At 70.3% G+C, this 19,940-nt stretch carries 14 protein-coding genes; 6 read left to right on the plus strand and 8 right to left on the minus strand.

Annotation, left to right across the window (positions count from 1 at the left end; all coding sequences use genetic code 11):
- Positions 1 to 33 precede the first annotated feature (33 nt).
- The 5 genes from ACWEFB_RS16670 to ACWEFB_RS16690 form a co-directional block, all read right to left on the minus strand.
- Entirely contained in the window at positions 34 to 1,179 is a 1,146-nt protein-coding gene (locus tag ACWEFB_RS16670; protein ID WP_452286429.1) for an RNA polymerase sigma factor, read from the minus strand.
- A gap of 6 nt (positions 1,180 to 1,185) precedes the next feature.
- Complete coding sequence (locus ACWEFB_RS16675) at positions 1,186 to 1,593, minus strand: YciI family protein (RefSeq protein ID WP_326557446.1); 408 nt, start codon at positions 1,591 to 1,593, stop codon at positions 1,186 to 1,188.
- A 106-nt stretch (positions 1,594 to 1,699) separates the two neighbouring features.
- Entirely contained in the window at positions 1,700 to 2,158 is a 459-nt protein-coding gene (locus tag ACWEFB_RS16680; protein WP_452286431.1) for a putative quinol monooxygenase, read from the minus strand.
- Positions 2,159 to 2,210: 52 nt separating this feature from the next.
- Positions 2,211 to 3,431, minus strand: a complete 1,221-nt coding sequence (locus ACWEFB_RS16685) for an RNA polymerase sigma factor (protein WP_452286268.1) — start codon at positions 3,429 to 3,431, stop codon at positions 2,211 to 2,213.
- The gene (locus ACWEFB_RS16690; RefSeq protein WP_452286270.1) at positions 3,428 to 3,760 is read right to left on the minus strand and encodes a YciI family protein; all 333 of its coding nucleotides are present in this window, start codon (positions 3,758 to 3,760) and stop codon (positions 3,428 to 3,430) included. The genes ACWEFB_RS16685 and ACWEFB_RS16690 overlap by 4 nt, the downstream gene beginning before the upstream one ends.
- Positions 3,761 to 4,109: 349 nt before the next feature.
- Here ACWEFB_RS16690 and ACWEFB_RS16695 point away from each other — a divergent pair, with 349 nt between their 5' ends.
- Both ACWEFB_RS16695 and ACWEFB_RS16700 read left to right on the plus strand, forming a co-directional pair.
- A complete protein-coding gene (locus ACWEFB_RS16695; protein ID WP_452286272.1) occupies positions 4,110 to 4,793 on the plus strand; it encodes a hypothetical protein in 684 nt (227 codons plus the stop codon).
- Between the two features lie 342 nt (positions 4,794 to 5,135).
- On the plus strand, positions 5,136 to 8,510 hold the full coding sequence (locus tag ACWEFB_RS16700) for a family 16 glycoside hydrolase (protein WP_452286274.1): 3,375 nt from the start codon (positions 5,136 to 5,138) through the stop codon (positions 8,508 to 8,510).
- Between the two features lie 117 nt (positions 8,511 to 8,627).
- Here ACWEFB_RS16700 and ACWEFB_RS16705 read toward each other — a convergent pair whose 3' ends face one another.
- Complete coding sequence (locus ACWEFB_RS16705; protein ID WP_452286275.1) at positions 8,628 to 9,473, minus strand: transglutaminase family protein; 846 nt, start codon at positions 9,471 to 9,473, stop codon at positions 8,628 to 8,630.
- On the minus strand, positions 9,470 to 10,288 hold the full coding sequence (locus ACWEFB_RS16710; protein WP_452286277.1) for a transglutaminase-like domain-containing protein: 819 nt from the start codon (positions 10,286 to 10,288) through the stop codon (positions 9,470 to 9,472). The genes ACWEFB_RS16705 and ACWEFB_RS16710 overlap by 4 nt, the downstream gene beginning before the upstream one ends.
- Positions 10,289 to 10,386: 98 nt before the next feature.
- On the opposite strand from ACWEFB_RS16710, the gene ACWEFB_RS16715 reads away from it, so the two are divergent.
- The 3 genes from ACWEFB_RS16715 to ACWEFB_RS16725 all read left to right on the plus strand — a co-directional run bounded on the left by ACWEFB_RS16715 (position 10,387) and on the right by ACWEFB_RS16725 (position 16,141).
- The gene (locus ACWEFB_RS16715) at positions 10,387 to 11,232 is read left to right on the plus strand and encodes an SAM-dependent methyltransferase (protein ID WP_452286433.1); all 846 of its coding nucleotides are present in this window, start codon (positions 10,387 to 10,389) and stop codon (positions 11,230 to 11,232) included.
- Between the two features lie 147 nt (positions 11,233 to 11,379).
- On the plus strand, positions 11,380 to 15,057 hold the full coding sequence (locus ACWEFB_RS16720) for a S8 family serine peptidase (protein WP_452286279.1): 3,678 nt from the start codon (positions 11,380 to 11,382) through the stop codon (positions 15,055 to 15,057).
- A gap of 235 nt (positions 15,058 to 15,292) precedes the next feature.
- Positions 15,293 to 16,141, plus strand: coding sequence for a glucose 1-dehydrogenase (locus ACWEFB_RS16725; RefSeq protein ID WP_452286281.1), 849 nt, complete (start codon positions 15,293 to 15,295; stop codon positions 16,139 to 16,141).
- Positions 16,142 to 16,280: 139 nt separating this feature from the next.
- Here the strand turns inward: ACWEFB_RS16725 and ACWEFB_RS16730 are convergent, their stop codons facing one another.
- Positions 16,281 to 18,290 carry a DUF459 domain-containing protein gene (locus tag ACWEFB_RS16730; protein WP_452286283.1) on the minus strand — a complete coding sequence of 670 codons (2,010 nt, stop codon included), beginning with the start codon at positions 18,288 to 18,290 and terminating at the stop codon, positions 16,281 to 16,283.
- 278 nt (positions 18,291 to 18,568) lie between these two features.
- On the opposite strand from ACWEFB_RS16730, the gene ACWEFB_RS16735 reads away from it, so the two are divergent.
- The gene (locus ACWEFB_RS16735) at positions 18,569 to 19,753 is read left to right on the plus strand and encodes a zinc-dependent alcohol dehydrogenase (RefSeq protein ID WP_452286285.1); all 1,185 of its coding nucleotides are present in this window, start codon (positions 18,569 to 18,571) and stop codon (positions 19,751 to 19,753) included.
- Positions 19,754 to 19,940 lie beyond the last annotated feature (187 nt).

The raw sequence follows: 19,940 nt of genomic DNA on the forward strand, positions 1-19,940 counted from the left end.
CATGCCGGGTCACGCCGGTGCCACCGCAGCGGCTCACCTGCGCAGTTCCGCGTTGAGCCGTGCGGCCTGTCGCGTGAGGTGGTCGCGTTCGGGGAGGTTCGGCGCCGATCGGGCAGCTTCGGCATAGAGGCGTGCCGCGGTGACCCGGTCACCGTCCCGCTCGTGCAGGTACGCCGCGACGGCGGTGTGACGGGGCAGGGTGGGGGCGAGCCCTGCCATGGCGGCCAGGCCGGCGCGCGGGCCGTCGGCCTCGCCGACCGCGACCGCCCGGTTGAGGCGGGCCACCGGGCTGTCGGTGAGGCGCACCAGCTCGTCGTACCACTCGACGATCTGCACCCAGTCGGTCTCCTCGGCCGTACGGGCGTCGGCGTGCAGCGCGGCGACGGCGGCCTGGGCCTGGAACTCGCCCAGGCGGTCACGGGCGAGGGCGGCCTGCAGCACGTCGACGCCCTCGGCGATCAGGCGGGTGTCCCACCGGTCGCGGTCCTGCTCGGCCAGGGGCACGAGCCGGCCGTCGGGCCCGGTCCGGGCCGGGCGCCGGGCATGGTGCAGCAGCATGAGCGCGAGCAGACCCGCGACCTCCTCGTGGTTGGTCCTGACCGCCAGTTGTCGGGTGAGCCGGATCGCCTCGGCGGCGAGGTCGACGTCGCCGGAGTAGCCCTCGTTGAAGACCAGGTAGAGCGTCCGCAGCACCGTGGCGACGTCACCGGGCTGGCTGAACCGGGCTCCCGTGACGGTCCGTTTGGCCCGGCTGATCCGCTGGGCCATGGTCGCCTCCGGCACGAGGTACGCCTGCGCGATCTGCCGCGTGGTCAGACCGCCGACCGCGCGCAGGGTGAGCGCGACGGCCGAAGCCGGTGTCAGGGACGGGTGCGCGCACAGGAAGTACAGCTGGAGCGTGTCGTCGACCACCTCGCCCGGCCCGGGCACGGGCTCGCGCTCGACGACCACCTCGCGGTGCCGCCGGGAGGTGTCGGCGCGGGCAGCGTCGACGAACTTCCGCCAGGCCACGGTGACCAGCCACCCCTTGGGGTCCCGTGGCGGGTCGTCGGGCCATCCGCGTACGGCCTCGACCAGGGCGTCCTGCACGGCGTCCTCGGCCGCCGCGAAGTCGGCTCCGCGACGGACGAGGACGCCGATCACGGCGGGGGTGAGGCTCCGCAGCAGACTCTCGTGCACCACGCGTCACTCGGTGATGGTCGGCAACGCGTGCAGGAACGGGCGGACCTCGAGCCACTCGTGGATCGGCTCGCCACCCGCGCCCGGAGCCGCCGACAACTCGCCGGCCAGCTCGACCGCCCGCTCGTAGGTCTCGACGTCGATCACCATCCAGCCTGCGATCAGGTCCTTGGTCTCCGCGAACGGACCGTCGGTGACCGGCGGGCGCCCCTCGCCGTCGGAGCGGACGAACGTGCCCTCCGGGGACAGAGCCTGACCGTCGACGAACTCACCGGTGCCCTCGAGTCGTGACGCGAAGTCCCGCATGTACTGCACGTGGGCCGAGACCTCCTCCGGCGTCCACTGGTCCATCGGCACGTCGTTCACCGCCGCCGGCGCGCCCCGGTAGTGCTTGAGCAGCAGATACTTGGCCATCATGTTCTCCTTGGTGTGGTACGGCCCCCTCGTGGCCGTGTTCGTACCGGGGACGGAGCCGTCCTTCAGTTCTCGACATCCCACCGCAACCTTTCCTCGGTCGCGACTACATCGACCGGAAGGGCGTGAAGAGTCGGACCACGCTCCCGGCCAGACTCGCTCTGAGCTCCGCGCTCGGCTCGCCGAGGAGTTCTCCGGAGACGGAGCCGGTCGCCAGGATCGCCTCCATCAGGTCGCCGACGTGCGCCGCGTGCTGGATCAGCGCCTCGGAGTTCCGGTACCGCTCGAGGACGATGCACTCGGACTCGTCGTCGTTGAAGTAGATGTCGTACTGCAGCGTTCCGGTGTCCTTGGTCCGTACGATCTCCATGCATCGAGCGGACAGGCGCTTGAACTCCTCGAGCCTGCCCTCGTGAAACGTGAACCGGGCGATACCTGCAAGCTCACTTCGTTCGGTCATGGTGGGTCTCCTCCGTACGTCGCGCGGGCCGTTCTGGCCGCTGCTCCCCCTGGGACGGAGCCGGCACCGCATTCTCGACACCCGAACCGACGCGAGGGCTCCCATGGCCGGGGCGGCCACCGTCGCGGACACCCCGTCGTGACCGCAGTGGTGCCGTTCAGGGTCCGGTGAGCTGGTCGCGACGACGGATGAGGTACGCCGTCTCGGCGGTGTTGGTGGCCAACCCGATCGCCCGGTCGTACGCCGCCCGTGACTCGACGTTCCGGCCGAGCCGGCGCAGCAGGTCGGCGCGGGTGGCGTGGAAGGCGTGGTAGTCCTCCAACGGCAGCCGGTCAGCCTCCGTCAGCGCAACCTGCGGGCCGTCGAGTTCGGCGACCGCGATCGCCCGGTTGAGCCGCACGATCGGCGAGGGGTCGAGGCGGACCAGTTGGTCGTAGAGTGCGACTACCTGCGACCAGTCGGTGTCGCGGGCGTCGTGGGCGTCGGTGTGGACGGCGTTGATCGCGGCGAGGATCTGGTAGCGCCCTGGCGCCTGGCCGGAGGCGAGGCGCGCGCGGACCAGGGCGTGGCCCTCGGCGATCAACCCGGGGTCCCAGGTGCCGCGGTCCTGCTTGTCGAGGGTGACGAGCTCACCGCTCGCCGACACCCGTGCGGCCCGCCGGGCCTCCGTGAGGAGCATCAGCGCCAGGAGTCCGGCGACCTCACCGTCCGCCGGCATCAGGGCACGGACCAGCCGGGTCAGCCGGATCGCCTCGGCGGTGAGATCGCCGCGGACCGCCTCCTTCTCGGGGTCCGAGGCGAGGTAGCCCTCGTTGAAGATCAGGTAGAGGACGGCGAGCACACCGGCGACCCGGGCCGGGAGGTCCTCGCGCATCGGCACGCGATAGGGGATCCTCGCCGCCTTGATCTTCGTTTTCGCGCGGGTGATCCGCCGGCCCAGGGCGGCCTCCTGGACCAGGAACGCGCGGGCGATCTCGGACACGGTGAGCCCGCCGACCATCCGCAGGGTCAGCGCCACCCGCGCCTCCATGGCGAGAGCGGGGTGGCAGCAGGTGAAGACGAGGCGGAGTCGATCGTCGTCGATGGCGCCGAGCGGCTCGGGGGTGTCGGACAGCATCAGCGCCTCCCTGTGCTTTTCCTCGCGCCTGACCTCGCGCCGGAGCCGGTCGATGGCCTTGCGGTGGGCGGTGGTGGTGAGCCATCCGCCGGGACTCGGAGGGACGCCCTCGACCGGCCAGCGCTCGACGGCGGTCGCGAACGCCTCGGCGGCCATCTCCTCGGCGATGTCGAGGTCGCCGAAGCGCTTGGCCAGGGTCGCGACCACCCTCGCCCACTCGTCCCGGTGGACCCGGGCGATCACCTCATCGACGTCGGTCATGCGTCCAGGAAGGGTCGCAGCTCGACCCTCCGGTCACAGTGCTTCGATCCCAGGGAGGCGAGCCGGAGCGCCACGTCGAGGTCGGGGGCCTCGATGATCCAGAAGCCACCGACGTACTCCTTGGACTCCAGGTAGGGCCCGTCGGTGAACACCGCCTCACCGTCCCGGCCGTCGACGACGGTGGCCGTGCCGGGCGCGGCGAGTCCGCCGGCGAAGACCCAGTGGCCCTCGGCCCTGAGCTGCTCGTTGAAGGCGCCGATCGCGGCCATCTCCTCCGCGTTGGCGGAGTCGGTCGTGTCGTCGAGCACGGAAATCAGGTACTGCGCCATTGGAATCATCTCCCTGTCGTCGGTGGTCGCCGTCCTCGGGCGCCTCTCACCCCTTCTACGGACGCCGCCGCCTCGATCAGACACGCTCGGCCGGAGTTTCTTCCACGAATCCTGTAACGAGTCGGCCGGCACCAACCACCTCCGAGCAACCCCGCGCTACCCGACGCTGCGCGTTCACCGATGAGCGTGCATGGCTCATCACGTACTGTTCACGCCGCCGTTCACTGCTGATCGCCGGCCCCGACCTGCACGTTTCCCCACGCTCGGCAGAGTGGTGGAGATCCACTGTTGCTATCAGATCCGGAGCACCTCCTTGTCCCCATCCGGACGTCGTCGCCCTCTCGGCGCGGTGAGAGCCCGTGTGCCGGCGGCGTTCGCTGCGGCGGTGCTCGTCACCGCCGTACCCGCCCCGGCCGCGGCGCACCCGTTCGGTGATCCGCAGACCGTAGCCATCACGCTCGACGAGCACCGACCCGAGGTCGTGCACGTACGGTGGCGTGTCGGCGGCCCCGACGACCTGACCCTGCTCGGGGTCTCGCTCGGCCTGCTGCCGTCCGATCGTGTCCTGCTCGACGGTGCGGTGGACTACCGGAGCACGGATCCGGCGCTGATCGGATCATCCACTCAACTCGGGGCCTACCTGCTCAAGCAGATAACGGTGGCCGACGGCGGACGGCAGTGCGTCGGCGTCGTCGAGCCGCCGGTGGCCCTGGCGAGAACCGGGGCGACCGTCGACTACACCTGCCCGGAGCCGGTCGGCACGGTCACCGTCGCGGTGCGCATGCTGACCGACCTCAGTCCCGCGTACCGCACAGTTGCCACCGGCCCCGGCGGCCAACGTGCGCTGTACGACTCCAGCACGGACTCCCACGACTGGGTCCTTGCCGGCGCGGTGCCCCGGCGCGACACCGGTCCCGGGCGCGGTGCCGCCCTCCGGACCGCTGCCGTCGCGGGTGGCACGCTGGTCGCCGTGCTGGCGGCGCTGCTGGTGTGGCGGCGGTTGCGCCGACGGCGGGCCGTCGTAGGACCGTGATCCTCGGTCCGTCAGGCCCGCTTCCGGACCGGTCGTAGACCTCGTTCACACCCCCGGACGTACCGTCGCTGCCGGATGCAGGACGTACAAGGGCGGAATTCCGGCCGGCCCGCCAGCGCATGATCCGGGAGTCGACGATGCCGGGACGGGATCGGGAGGACACGGAAAGCGACGCGTCCAAGCCCTCGTCCGCGTGGGCGGCGACCGTCCCCTTTCTGGCGATCGGTTTTTTGCTTTTGCTCGATTGAAGGGAAGTTCCGATTGATCGACGTATAGATATAGACAGTTGAATGAAAGACCCCTACCGTGTCCGTCACGTCCCTCTCCCGTCCCGGAGGAACCATGGGCATACGGTCCTTTTCCACCGTCCTCGCCGCCGCCGGTCTGCTGGCCGGCAGCCTCGCCATCACACCCGGTGCCGCGGTCGCGGCGCCGCCACCGCAGGAGCCCGGAGTAACGCTGCGCGTCTTCGACGTGCAGGTGCCACTCAGCGAGATCTGCGTGCTCAAGCCCGGCCAGACCCCTAACGTGGACAAGAAGATGTCCACGATCAACTGGACCGCCACCACCGACTTCGGATTCAGCGACAACTTCGTCAGCCAGGTCATCGGCAACATCAACATCGCCACGGCCGGGAGCTACACGTTCCGGCTGAGCAGCGACGACGGGTCCGAACTGCGGATCGACGACCAGCTCGTGATCGACCACGACGGGCTGCACGGTGCGACGCCGCCCAAGGAGGGCACGGTCACGCTCACGACCGGCTACCACTCGCTGCGGATCGACCACTTCGAGCGGGCCGGCGACCAGCAGATCACCCTTGACTGGCGTACGCCCGGATCCTCGTCTTTCGTCCTTGTCCCGAACAGCGTGCTCAGCACCGATGCCGGCGTGGTGCGGGTCACCGCGCCGGGTCGCAAGGAGTGCGAAGGCGTCACCGACGCACCCGGCGACGGGTTGCCGCTGACCGGCGTCCACCCCAACTACACGCTGACCAACCTGCGTCCGACGGGCTTCCAACCGCAGGTGTCGGCGATGGACTGGCTGCCCGACGGGCGGCTCGCGATCACCACCTGGGGCGGCACCGACAACGTGCTCGGCGAGGTCTACCTGCTGTCCAACGTGACCGGCACCACGGGCCCGTCCCAGGTCACGTACCAGAGAATCGCCCAGGGGCTGAAAGAGCCGATGGGGATCAAGTACGTCGACGGCAAGCTCTACGTGTCGGAAAAGCACCGGCTGGTCGAGCTCAACGACACCAACGGCGACTGGGTCACCGACAACTACCGCCAGGTGGCGACGTGGCCGTTCGGCGGCAACTTCCACGAGTTCGCGTTTGGGCTGCTCTACCAGGCGCCCTACTTCTACCTCAACCTGTCGGTCTCCATCAACCAGGGCGGGGCGACCACCAACCCGCAGCCGGCGCCCAACCGGGGTACGACCGTCCGGATCGACAGGAACACCGGCGCCCTGCACTACGTCGCGGGCGGTCTGCGTACGCCCAACGGCATCGGTTGGGGTCCCGAGAACGGCATCTTCGTGCTCGACAACCAGGGTGACTGGCTGCCGTCGTCGAAGCTGGTGCACATCAAGCAGGACCGGTTCTTCAACCTCAACATGAATCCGCCCGGGCCCTTCCAGAGCAACCCGGTCACCCAGCCGGTGCTGTGGATGCCGCAGAACGAGATCGCCAACTCGCCGAGTACGCCGGTGATGGTGTCGACCGGCCCGTTCGCCGGGCAGATGCTGATCGGCGACGTCACCTACGGCGGGCTCCAGCGCGCGTTCCTGGAGAAGGTCAACGGCGAGTACCAGGGTGCGCTGTTCCGGCACACCCAGGGCCTGGAGATGGGCGTGCTGCGTACGTCGATCGGGCCCGATGGTGCCCTCTACGTCGGCGGACTCGGCGCGGGCGGCAACTGGGGCCAGACCGGCAAACTCACCTACGGCCTGCAGAAGCTGACCCCCAACGGCGGCAACGCGTTCGACATCCACTCGATGCGCGCGGTGGCCGGCGGATTCGAGCTGACCTACACGCAGCCGCTGTCCGCGGCCACGCTCGCCGACCTCGTCGCCAAATACAAGGTCAAGCAATGGCGGTACGTCCCGACGGCGACGTACGGCGGCCCGAAGGTCGACGAGCAGACCCTGACGGTCACCTCCGCGACTCCGTCGGCCGACGGCAGGAAGGTCACCCTGCAGATCAACGGTCTCCAGCCCGGCCGTGTCGTGCACGTCCGGTCGCCCCGCCCGTTCACGGCGACCAACGGGCAGGAACTGTGGAGCACCGAGGCCTGGTACACGCTCAACTCCCTCGTCGGGGGCCCGCCGCCCCAGACGGGAACCCTGGAGGCGGAGAACGCCTCGCTCGCGGGCGGCGCGGTCGCGATGACCGACCACGTCGGCTACACCGGTAGCGGGTTCGTGGCCGGCTACGGCACCCAGGGCGCGTCGACGACGTTCACCGTGAACGCGGCGGCGGCCGGCGCCCACAACGCCGTACTCCGGTTCTCCAACGGGCCCAACGGCGGCACCGGTGCCAAGACCGTCAGTCTCTACGTCAACGGCTCGAAGATCCGCCAGACCAGCCTGCCCAACACCGGCGACTGGGACACGTGGGCGACGAAGTCCGAGCCGGTCACCCTCAACGCCGGCGCCAACACGATCGCCTACCGGTACGACGCCGGCGACATCGGCCACGTCAACCTCGACAACCTCACGGTGACCGCGGTCGGCGGCGGTGGAAGTGGTGGGCCCGGCACGATCAGCGGCATCGGCGGCAAGTGCGTCGACGTCGACAACGCCGGCACCGCCAACGGCACGAAGATCCAGCTCTGGACCTGCAACGGCAGCGCGGCGCAGCAGTGGAGCCGGGTGGGCTCGACCTACCAGACCCTCGGCAAGTGCCTCGACGTCGACAACGCCGGCACCGTCAACGGCACGAAGGTGCAGCTCTGGACCTGCAACGGCACCGGCTCCCAGGTCTGGCAACCGCAGTCCAACGGCTCACTGCTCAACCCGCAGTCCGGGAAGGTGCTCGACGCCCTCGGCGGCAGCTCCACCGACGGCACCCAGCTGCACGTCTGGGAGTATACCGGCGCGGCGAGCCAGAGCTGGACGGTCCGGGCGGCCACCAACCGGACCGTGCTGTTCGACGGCACCGCGGCGTCCCAGACCGCCAACTGGCAGCACACCAACGGTGCGAACCCCACCTGGACGATCACCGGTGGCGGCATGCAGGTCAACGGCGGTGACATCCGTACGCGGCAGAGCTACGGCGACTACAAGCTGCACGTCGAGTTCTGGCTCCCACAGTACGGACCGGAGGTGACCGGCCAGGCCCGTGCCAACTCCGGCGTCTACCAGCAGGACCGCTACGAGTTGCAGGTGCTCGACTCGTACGGTGACACGTCGCTGGCCAACGACGAGGCGGCGGCGATCTACACCAAGAAGGCGGCGGACGTGAACGCCGCGACGGCGCCCGAGACGTGGCAGACCTACGACATCACGTTCCGGGCGGCACGCTGGAACGGCACGACGAAGACGGAGGACGCGCGCATCACGGTGGTCTGGAACGGCGTGACGGTCCAGAACAACGTCGCGATCAACGGCCCGACCGGCGGCGGCGCGGCCGAAGGCCCGTCGGCGGGCCCGATCCGCCTGCAGGACCACGGCAACCCGATCCGCTACCGCAACATCTGGATCGAGCCGGCGTAGCTCTCGCCCGACGAGCGCCGATCCCGCACCCGGGGTCGGCGCTCGTCGCTGTCGAGCACCCGGGCGGTCACGCCCGCCGGATCCGACGAGCGGTAACCACGCACCCGAGCGCGCGGCCTAGACGAGGGTGACGTCGACCCGTTTGGTGGCGGTCAGGGTGCCGCGGGCGGCGCCGAAGTACGAGCCGGAGGTCGGGGCGACGTCGGTGTAGTCGCGGCCGGTGGCGACCGTGACGTAGTCGCGGCCGGCGCGGCGGCCGTTGCACGGGTCGAACGCGACCGCCCGTGCCCCCGCCTTGTCGGCGACCACGACCTCGACCCAGGCGTGGGTGCCGCCCTCGCCGAGCAGGTGTCCCGATACGTACCTGGCCGGTAGGCCGACGGCCCGGCAGAGCGCGATCATCACGTGGGCACTGTCCTGGCAGACGCCATGGCCGCCGGCGAGCGCCTCGGCGGCCGTGGTCGCGACCGAGGTCACGCCGAACCTGTAGGTGATCGCGTCGTGGACGTGGTCGCAGAACCGTTCCGCGACGGCCAGCCGGTCCCTCCCGTCCATCGTCGCGGCCAGGTCCCGGATCGCCGGGTCGGCGGCGGTCAGCCGGGTCGCACGGAGCAGCCGAGGGTCGGTGAGCGCCGAGGCCGGCAACAACACGTCGGTGACCGGTCCGGTCCGTTCGACGATCGCCTCGACCTCGAACTCGATGTGGTCGTGCACGTGCGGCACCCGGGCCCGGATGACGGAGTTGCCGGCGGCGTCACGGCGGTGGGTGGTGCGGGCGTCGGCGGCGGACACGGCGACCGAGTGCCGCCGCCGGTGCTGGTCACCGTGCCGTCGCGGCGGTATCACCACCAGCCGGTGGTCGAGGTCGCGTACCGGGCCGTCGTAGGTGTAGCGGAAACGCTGGGTCAGCACGTACGTCAGCCGCTGTGCCCGCTCGATCTCCGGGCGGGACGGTGGCGTCACGATGCTTCCTCGGCCCAGACGGTCATGCTCTCCAGTGTCGGGCCACCGTAGGTGGTAACCATGGCCACGTCCACCGCGTCGCGTCCTCGGCCGATCAGCACCCTGCCCTTGCGAGGCGTGTTGTTGCGAGGGTCGAAGGTCCACCACCGGCCGTCGAGGTAGACCTCCATCCAGGCGGCGAAGTCCATCGGCGCCGGGTCCGGCGGGACGTCCATGTCGGGGAGGTAACCGAAGGCGTACCGGGTCGGGATCGAGAGCGCGCGGCAGAAGCTGATCGCGACGTGGGCGAAGTCGCGGCAGACGCCACTGCCTGCGGCGTACGCCTCGGCGGCGGTTGTCGTCGGGCTGCTGCTGCCGTACGCGAACCGCAGGTGGTCATTGACGTGGTCACAGATCGCCTGCACCCGCCGGTAGCCGGGCTTTTCCTTGCCGAACAGTCGCCAGGCGTCGTCACCGAGCACGTCGGGCAGGCAGTAGCGACTCGGCAGCGTGTACGCCAGCACCTCGTCGGGCAGGAGTGCGGTCGGCACCTCGGCGGCGTCGAGATCGACGTCTTCGGTCGCGTCCGGGACCGATACGAGTGCGTCGTACCGCACGGTGGAGGTGCCCGACGGAAGCGTGAGTCGCTGACAGACATTGTCGTAGAGGTCCACGTAGCCGTGCCGGGGAGTCTGCGGATCCATGTCCCAGCTCTGCCGCAGCACACTGGCCGGTGCCGCCCCCGACGGCTGGACCTGGAAGACCGCGGGTGTCTCGACCTCTGCCGCGTACCGGAACTCGCACCCGACCCGGAGCTGACGTGTCACGGCTGCCATCGCCGAATTGTGGGCCGTCAATGTTTCCCCACCGTAACGGCCAGGTACGGCGACACCGCGAGCGAGGCGCTAGGCTGCCGGACACCACCTGTCAACCTCTGCCTGGGGAGCCGAGCGTGCCGCAGAGCCAAAGTGTCCACGGGGCCGGTCGGCCCGGGTCGGGGATCGATACGACGGTCGCGCACAACGCCCGGATCTGGGACTACTGGCTGGGTGGGAAGGACAACTACAAGGTTGACCGGGAGGTGGGGGACCAGATCCGGGAGATGGTCCCGCACATCGACGCCGTCGCCCGCGCGGATCGAGCCTTTCTCGCCCGAGCCGCCCGCTTCCTGACCGGGGAGGCGGGGATCCGCCAGTTCCTCGACATCGGTACCGGCCTGCCCACCGCCGACAACACCCACGAGGTGGCCCAGGCGGTCGCGCCGGAGTCCCGCATCGTCTACGTCGACAACGATCCGCTGGTGCTGGTGCACGCCCGCGCGTTGCTGACCAGCAACTCCGAGGGCGCGACCGACTACATCGAGGCCGACGTCCGGGAGCCGGACACCATCCTGGCCCGAGCCGCCCGGACGCTGGACTTCGACCGGCCGATCGCGATCATGCTGCTGGGCGTCCTCAACTTCGTGCAGGACGACGAGCAGGTGCAGGACATCGTGGACCGCCTGTTGGACGCGGTGCCATCCGGCAGTTACCTGGCGCTCACCCACCCGACGATCGAACTCGGTGGCGAAGGGAACGTCGAGGCGATGGCGTTCTACAACCAGCACGCGACTCCGCAGATCCGTGCCCGCAGTGGTGCGGACATCACGCGGCTCGTCCGGGGACTGGACCTGGTGGAGCCGGGCCTGGTGTCGTGTGCGGTGTGGCGGGCCGAGCCCGACGCCAACGGCGCACTTCCCGCGCAGGTCCCGCAGTACGGTGTGGTCGGGCGCAAGCCCTGATCCGCCGGCCCTGATACTTGCGAGACTCGGGCGCAACAGCAAAGAACTTCCTCCGAAACAAAAGATCGACACATTACCATGTGCCGTCGTTTGTTGATCAACCTGGGGAATCCTGTGCTGTTCTCACGCCCTTGCGGACGTCGTCTGTTGGCGCTGCTCACCGCTTCCGTGGTGCTCGCCTCGTCTCCCGCCCCGGCCTCGGCCGCCGACCCTCCGTTGTCTGCCGGCGCGTCGGTCGTACCGCCTGCTCCCACGGCCACCGTCACGTTGATCACCGGGGAGAAGGTCACCGCTACCGGGACGGCCGACGGGGGATTGAGCCCCGAGGTACGGGACTCCACCGGCCGGTTGACCGGATACACCTCGCACCGGAAGGGGAAGAACACCTACGTCTACCCGGACGGGGCGCTGCCGTACGTGTCCGCCGGGCTGCTCGACGAGCAGTTGTTCAACATCACCGAACTGCTGGCGGACGGCTACGACGACGCGCACCGTGACCGGATTCCGCTGATCGTCACGTACACCGACGCCGCGGTGGCTTCGCGCAGAACGGTGGCGCCCGAGGGCGCCCGCACGGTACGCGCGCTGGACAGCATCCAGGGGGCGGCGTTGGACGTGGAGCGCTCGGACACGTTCTGGTCCTCGATCACGGCGGGCGAGGGGGTGGCCGCCCGTTCCGGGGGCGGGCGCCTCGCGCTCGCGGGCGGTATCGCCAAGGTGTGGCTGGACGGCAAGGTCGAGGCCGCCCTCGCCGACAGCACCGCGCAGATCGGCGCACCCGAGGTCTGGAAGTCCGGGAACACCGGCAAGGGTGTCGACGTCGCCGTCCTGGACAGCGGTATCGACGCCACCCACCCCGACTTCGCGGGCCAGATCGCCGCCGCCGAGTCCTTCGTACCGGGTGAGACGGTGAAGGACGTCTTCGGCCACGGCACCCACGTCGCCTCCACCATCGCCGGCACCGGAGCCGCTTCCGACGGGAAGGAGAAGGGCGTCGCCCCGGGCGCGCGGCTGCACGTCGGCAAGGTCCTGAACGACAACAACTCCGGCCAGGAGTCGTGGATCATCAGCGGGATGGAGTGGGCCGTCCGCGATCAGCGCGCCAGGGTCGTCAACATGAGCCTCGGCGCCGACCCCACCGACGGCACCGACCCGATGAGCGTGGCCCTCAACGAGCTCAGCGAGGAGACCGGCGCGCTGTTTGTCGTCGCGGCGGGGAACACCGGGCCCAGCCCGTACACGATCGGCACCCCGGGTGCCGCGGACGCCGCGCTGACCGTCGGCGCGGTCGACGGCGCCGACACTCTCGCCTACTTCTCCAGCCAGGGTCCACGGGTGGGCGACAAGGCCCTCAAGCCAGACCTCACCGCCCCCGGCGTGGGCATCCTCGCCGCCCGGTCCCAGTATTCCGACGGCGAGGGTCTGTACCGGTTCGGGGACGGAACCTCGATGGCCGCTCCGCACGTCGCGGGCGCCGCCGCGCTCCTGGCCGCCCAGCACCCGGACTTCACCGCCAAGCAGCTCAAGGAAGCCCTGGTGAGCACCACCAGGGCGACCCCGCAGGTCAGCCCGTTCCAGGGCGGCAACGGTCGGCTGGACATCGCCGCGACCACCGCCGCGACGGTGTTCGCGACCACCGGCGCCGACTTCGGGTACCCGGACTGGCCGACGGCTCCCGAGGGCCCGGTCGAGCGGGAGGTCCGCTACACGAACATCGCCGGCGCCCCCGTCACCCTCGAACTCGCCCTGGCTCTCGACGGCGGCCCGGCGGACCTCGTCACGCCCTCGGCCCGGCAGGTGACGGTTCCGGCGCACGGCACCGCCACGGTGACCCTGACCACGCAGTTCGACCGGGTGCCGGCCGACCGTCTCACGTCGGGCTTCCTGACGGCGACCGACGCCACCGGCGCCGTCCGGACCCACACCTCCGTCGCCGTCGGCCGTGAAGGGGTACGTCACCAACTCACCCTGAAGGCCAGGGACCGCGGCGGCAGGCCGATCGGGGGAGAACTGGTCCTGCTGGGTAAGGACGGTGTCCTGCCGGTGCAACAGATCGACGACACCGGCACCCTGGACCTGCGGCTGACCGGGGGCACGTACGCGGCCTGGCTGAGGACCGACGTCGAGGGCGTCAACGGACCCCATTCGCGGGGGTTCGCCCTGCTCCCGCTGCCCGAGATAACGCTCGACCGGGACCGGACCGTAGTCTTCGACGCCACCCGGGCCCGCCGGGTGACCATGGCCACCCCGCAGCCGTCCGTCGTGGACGGTACGCGGTTCGAACTGCTCCGCGACCTCGGCGGCAACCCCTGGATCTCCGCCTGGTACCCGGGCGCCGAGTACGACAGCGTCTGGGTTCTGCCGACCGGCCCGAAGGTCGCGACGGGCACCTTCTCCATCGGCGCCCGCTGGCGCATGGCGCAGCCCGCGCTGACCGTGGCCGCCGGCGGTCGGGGCTACGACGACCTGCGGGTGCAACGCGCCAGGATCCCGCTGCCGCCCGAGGTGCGCCACCTCGACGCGGTCTACGCCGGCACCGGCGCGGACATCCCGGTGAACGCTCGGGGCAGGGCCGTCGTGGTACGCCGCAACGACACCGTTCCCGTCGAGGAGCAGGCCGCCGCGGCGGCCGCTGCCGGTGCCCGCCTCCTGCTCGTGGTCAACGACGGCACCGGGCGCCTCAAACCGTGGGCCGGCTCGGTGTGGGATCCGCGCGACCCACCACCGGTGACCGTGGCCACCCTGACCCGCGACGAGGGCGAGCACCTGATCGGCCGGATCGGGCACGAGCGGCGGGTCCGGCTCGACGTCACCTCCCACCCCGACACCGAATACGTCTACGACCTGGTCCACGACTACACCGGCGCCGTGCCGACCGACCTCACCCACCGGGTCACCCAGCGGGACCTGGCCCAGGTCGACATGTCCCTGCGCAACTGGCGCCCCGCACGGGCGCTCGAAACGCGCGGCGACCTCACCCCGTCGGGAGCGTCGAGCATCCTCGACTTCGTCGAGGTCCCGGCGCGCGGCGACCGCACCGACTGGGTCACCGCAGGCGAGCCGTGGACCACCCAGGTCACGATCCCCGGCGAACAGGGCCAGCAGACTGCCCTCACCGCGTACCGGGCCGGCTCGGTCCACGAGGAGCACTGGTTCGGCCCCGTACAGCGTCCCCGCCTGCTGAACAACTACGGCGTCTTCCGCGAGGACGGGGGCATCTCCGCCTTCGTCCCCGGGTGGGGCGACTCGGGCACCGCCCACGAGGGTGACACCTACGACAACTACGCCGCCGACAACGTCCTGCGCCTCTACCAGGGCAACACGCTTCTCCAGGAGACCGACCGGTACCAGCGGATGCTGTCCGTCGGTCGGCTGAGCGCAGAACCGCTGCCGTACCGGCTGGTATCGGAGAACAAGCGGGACACCTGGGCCGGTCCGTACTCCACCGCCACCCGGACGGAGTGGGGCTTCACCTCCGGTGCGGTCGGCCAGGGCATGGTGTGGAACCCGTCGCTGGTCCAGCTCGACTACGCCGTGGACACCGATGTCGACGGGAAGACGAAACGCGACGCCGACCTCACCGTCACCGCACTGCACCTGCCAACGGCGGCTGAACCGGCCGACATCCGTACGGTGACCCTCGACGTGTCGTACGACGACGGGGTCACCTGGCACCACGCCAGGCTCCACCGCACCGGCCCCGGCTGGCGCACCCGCCTGGACGCCCCGCGTACCGCACGGTTCGTCACCCTCCGGGCCACCGCCCGTGACGCGGGGGGCAACAGCGTCGACCAGCGCATCACCCGGGCCTTCGGCCTGCGGTGATGGTCGGGGTGGGGCCCCGTGCAGGGGCCCCACCCCGAGTTCGGCCGTGGCACCATGCCGATGGCTCACTCCCCACTCCCGGCTGTTCCGGGTCCGTCTGATCCCGCATTTGGGTGGGTTGTCCCTGGATACCTGGTTTAGTGGCTGCCAGGTGTGGGGATTTTGGACGCTGCACCGGGCGGGTCGCCGGGCGGGACCGAGATTGCTCGAATGCCGTGGAAGGAGTCACCTCGTCATGTCCGACAGCCAACAGTTCGAACCGCAGCAGCAACCGCCGGGCACCCTGGGGACAATGCGTCACAAGCCCGATCACGGCGAGGACTCCTACCGGGGTGCCGGTCGCCTGGAAGGCAAGAAGGTGGTTCTCACCGGGGGTGACAGCGGCATCGGCCGGGCGGTCGCCATCGCCTTCGCCCGCGAGGGTGCCGACGTGCTGATCTCCTACCTGAACGAACACGACGACGCGGCCGAGACCGCGAAGCTCGTCGAGCGCGCGGGTCGCCGCGCCGTGCTGGTAGCCGGGGATGTCGCAGACGCGGCCGTATGCAGGACGATCGTCAATCGGGCCAGCGACGAGTTCGGACGAATCGACGTCCTGGTCAACAACGCGGCTTACCAGATGACGCACGAGACGGTGGAGGAAATCGCCGACGAAGAGTGGCAGCACACCTTCGACGTCAACATCACAGCGATGTTCCGGCTCGTCAAGGCGGCGCTCCCGCACCTCGGCCAAGGCGCGTCGATCATCAACACCAGTTCCATCAACTCCGACATGCCCCGACCGACGCTGCTGCCCTACGCGACCACCAAGGGCGCGATCGCGAACTTCACCGCGGGCCTCGCACAGATGCTCGGCGAGCGCGGAATCAGGGTAAACAGCGTCGCACCGGGCCCGATCTGGACCCCGCTGATCCCCTCCACCATGCCGCCGGAGCAGGTCGAGAAATTCGGCAAGAACACCCCGCTGGGTCGCCCTGGCCAGCCGAAAGAGGTCGCCCCCGCCTACGTACTGCTCGCCTCCGACGAGGCCAGCTACATCTCCGGCGCGATGATCCCGGTGACCGGCGGCAAGCCCATCCTCTGACCGGGCCAGCTACGGACCACGACGCGACGACGGAAGGAGTCCGCCCTGCCGCCGCGCTGGCCGTCCGTTCGTGCGCGCACCTCGTGATGCCAGGAGGGGATCGCGTCCGGTCAGGCAGGGCGCGGCCAAGTACTCCGAATCAGCCGGGGCCCCGGGTGGCGAGCTTGGCCAATTGCGGCGCGAGCCACGGGTCGATCCAACTCCGTACGCCCTCCGGTGTGAAGTGCAACCCGTCGCTGCGGATCCGGGTGTTGCCCACCTGCCAGGTGAACCGGCCGTCCGGGCACACCCGCCAATTGAGGTCGACCACGGTGACCCGGTCCGGTCGCTTCGCCGCCGCAGCCCGCTGCAACCGGTTCCACGCGTCCACCCGAGCGGGCTCGTCCTCCGGCCACAGACCACCGTCGGGCCGTTCGGCCCGGCGCGTGTAGGGCGCGGTCAGCAGCACGACGTGGGCGTTGCGGGCGGTGACGACGGAAAGTGCGAGGTCCAACTCCTGGCTGAGGTACGAGTCGAAGGCGGGCTGCCCCACGTGCTGGTACGTGCCACCGAGACGGCGGTCCATCAACTCCCAGCGGTCGAGCAGGATCACCGCAAGGTCCGGATCGTCGGCGTCGACCCCGCGCCGCCACCGGGCGTCCCACCGGTCGCAGCCCGGGTAGTTGGTGTGTGGTGCGCCCAGATAACGCACGTCCGGTAGGCGGGCGATACCGCAGCCCTGCACCGCCCGGACGCTGACCGCGAGATCGGTGTGCGCCGGCAGGTAGGTGCCGAGCGACCAGGACACTGAGTCGCCGAAGAAGGTGACCCTGGGCGTCGCCCCCGGCATGCGGCCCGGTCGCCGCAGCGGCGAGCGCGCCGCCGGATCGCCGGCACCAGCCCCCACGCCGGGTGCGGCCTGTGCGGCGGCGGGTCCGGTCGGTTCCGGCAGCGGCCGGGGCACGGTGGCGAGCACGGTCAGCACGGCCGTGGCGAGGAAGGCCCCGCCGGCCGCCGCGACCGCGCCGCCGCGCACCCGCCGCCGTGTTCCGTCAGCGACCCGGGTACGGGCCTGGGCCCGCAAGGGGCGCTCGACCAGCAGGTACGACAGGAGCGCCGCGACGAGCGTGACCGCACAGCGCGCTACGAACAGCGGAACCCCGTGCAGGCCGGTCCGACCGCTGTTCAGCCAGATGAACAGGGGCCAGTGCCACAGGTACACGCCGTACGAGATCCGTCCCAGCCAGACCAGCGGTGGCAGGGCGAGCAGCCGCGCGGTGCCGCTGTCCGGCTGACGCGTGGCGTGCAGGATCAGCATCCCGACGGCGAGCGCGGCGGCCAGCAGGCCACCCCGGTACAGCCAAGGGTCGGTACCGGTGGCGTGCGTCCACAGCCATGCCGTACCCAGCCCGGCGGCGGCGATGAGCGCGCGGAGCTGCCAGCGCCGGTGGAACAGCCGTCCGGTTCGGCGATGGGGGAGCGGGGCCGTCCCGACTCCGGTCGGCCGGCCCGCCAGCCAGGCGGCGAGGGCACAGCCGACCAGGAGTGCGGCGGCCCGGGTGTCGGTGCCGTAGTAGGCGCGGTCAGGGTTGCTCGGGTCGAACAGCAGCGCCGCGGCGACCGTCGAGCCCAGCGCACCGGCGACCGCTACCCGGAACAGCACGACCGGCCGGCTCCGGGCCAGGAGCAGCAGGACCACCAGCGGCCATAGCACGTAGAACTGTTCCTCGATGGCGAGCGACCACGTGTGCTGCAGCGGTGACGGCGCGGCGGTCGCGGTGAAGTAGTCGCCGCCCCGGTCGCTCATCCGCCAGTTCGCGACGTACCCGAGCGCGGCGAGCGTGTCGAGCCGCAGTGCGCGCAGTTCGGTCGTCGGCAGCAGCCAGCGCTCCACGACCACCACGGTGGAGAGCAGGAGCAGCAGCGCGGGCAGCAGCCGCCGTACCCGCCGGCCCCAGAAGGCGAGCAGCGCGAGCCGACCGGTCCGTGCGTGCTCGGTGAGCAGCAGTGAGGTGATCAGGAAGCCGGAGAGGACAAAAAACGCGTCGACACCGAGGAAGCCGCCGCGCAGAGCGCCGACACCGCCGTGGAAGGCGAGGACCGCGGCCACCGCCAACGCGCGTACGCCGTCGAGCGCGGGGTGGTAGCCGAAACCCTCGGCGGACCGCACCCCTCGCAAGCTCAACCGCACCGGCAACGCCCCACCTCGCGACGGCTACGTCAAGTAACCATCACTCTAGGTGATATCCGGTTCCGAGAAGACCGAGACTCCGGCACCCCGAGTTTCGCCCGGCGTCTACCGACGCCCGGCGGGCGATCGGGCGGAGACCCCCATGATCGCGTACGGGCCGGGGTCCTGAACTGCAGATGTCCTCCGTCATCCCGCGATTCAGCCGAGAGGGGTGTGGGTAGCAGGTCGCTCGACAGCACCAGGGGAGGGAGCGACCGATGAGGGCTTTGACGTGGCAGGGCAAGCGTGACGTGCGGGTGGAGGAGGTGCCCGATCCGCGGATCGAGGAGCCGACGGATGCGATCGTGCGGATCACGTCGACCGCGATCTGTGGTTCCGACCTTCACCTGTATGAGGTGCTCGGGCCGTACCTGAAGCCTGGTGACGTGCTCGGGCACGAGCCGATGGGAATCATCGAGGAGGTGGGTCCGGGGGTGACCCGGCTGCGGCCGGGGGACCGGGTGGTGGTTCCGTTCAATATCTCCTGCGGATCGTGCTGGATGTGTCAACGGCAGCTCTACGCCCAGTGTGAGACAACCCAGGTGCGGGCGGAGGGCAAGGGCGCGGCGCTGTTCGGCTACACCTCCATGTACGGGTCAGTTCCCGGCGGGCAGGCCGAGTACCTGCGGGTTCCGCAGGCCCAGTTCGGGCCGATCAAGGTCCCTGACGGTGGCCCGGACGAGCGGTACCTCTACCTGTCGGACGTTCTCCCGACTGCCTGGCGGGCGGTCCGATATGCCGACACGCCCCCCGGCGGCACCCTCGCCGTCTTCGGGCTCGGTCCCGTCGGTCAGCTCTGCGCCCGAATCGGACGTCATCTCGGCGCGGGCCGGGTGATCGGTCTGGACCTGGTGCCGGAGCGGTTGGAGATGGCCCGCAGGCATGGGATCGAGGTGGTGGACGTGACCGATCTCGACGACGTACCGGGTGCGTTGATCGACCTGGTCGACGGTCGGGGGCCGGACGCGGTCATCGACGCGGTCGGCATGGAGGCGCACGGCTCCACCTCCGGAAAGCTCGCCCAGACCGCGGTCGGACTCCTGCCGGACAAGCTGGCCCGGTCGATGACCGACCGGTTCGGCGTGGACCGGCTCACCGTGCTCCACGCCGCCGTCAAGTCGGTACGACGCGGCGGCACGGTCTCGATCTCCGGTGTCTACGGCGGGGAGATCGACCCGATGCCGATGATCGAGATGTTCGACCGGGGCATCCAACTCCGGATGGGGCAGTGCCACGTACGGCGCTGGGTGGACGAGATCCTGCCACTGCTCTCCGGCGACGATGACCCGCTCGGCGTGCTGGACCTGCGCACCCACCGGGTGTCGCTGGCCGAGGCTGCCGAGGCGTACGAGATGTTCCAGAAGAAGCGGGACGGCTGCGTGAAGGTTGTCCTCGCGCCGTGACCCTCGCCGTCCAGCACAGGCTTGTGTCCGCCACCCCTCAGGTGTCGGACACAAGCCTTCCTCCTCCACACGCAGGAGGAGATGCAGGTGCCGGTCGACCGTACGGCGATGTACCGGGCGGGACTGCCGCCGAGGTCCGGACGTACCTCGGGCTTCGTGTCCGCCGGTCGCGTGAATCACCGAGAAG

The organism is Micromonospora sp. NPDC004704, assembly GCF_053601675.1.

Excerpts from the sequence above, each read along its gene's own strand:
- ACWEFB_RS16680 (WP_452286431.1), bottom strand. The coding sequence starts at position 2,158 with ATGGGAGCCCTCGCGTCGGTTCGGGTGTCGAGAATGCGGTGCCGGCTC.
- ACWEFB_RS16700 (WP_452286274.1), top strand. The coding sequence starts at position 5,136 with ATGGGCATACGGTCCTTTTCCACCGTCCTCGCCGCCGCCGGTCTGCTG.
- ACWEFB_RS16735 (WP_452286285.1), top strand. The coding sequence starts at position 18,569 with ATGAGGGCTTTGACGTGGCAGGGCAAGCGTGACGTGCGGGTGGAGGAG.
- ACWEFB_RS16725 (WP_452286281.1), top strand. The coding sequence starts at position 15,293 with ATGTCCGACAGCCAACAGTTCGAACCGCAGCAGCAACCGCCGGGCACC.
- ACWEFB_RS16710 (WP_452286277.1), bottom strand. The coding sequence starts at position 10,288 with ATGGCAGCCGTGACACGTCAGCTCCGGGTCGGGTGCGAGTTCCGGTAC.
- ACWEFB_RS16690 (WP_452286270.1), bottom strand. The coding sequence starts at position 3,760 with ATGGCGCAGTACCTGATTTCCGTGCTCGACGACACGACCGACTCCGCC.
- ACWEFB_RS16685 (WP_452286268.1), bottom strand. The coding sequence starts at position 3,431 with ATGACCGACGTCGATGAGGTGATCGCCCGGGTCCACCGGGACGAGTGG.
- ACWEFB_RS16675 (WP_326557446.1), bottom strand. The coding sequence starts at position 1,593 with ATGGCCAAGTATCTGCTGCTCAAGCACTACCGGGGCGCGCCGGCGGCG.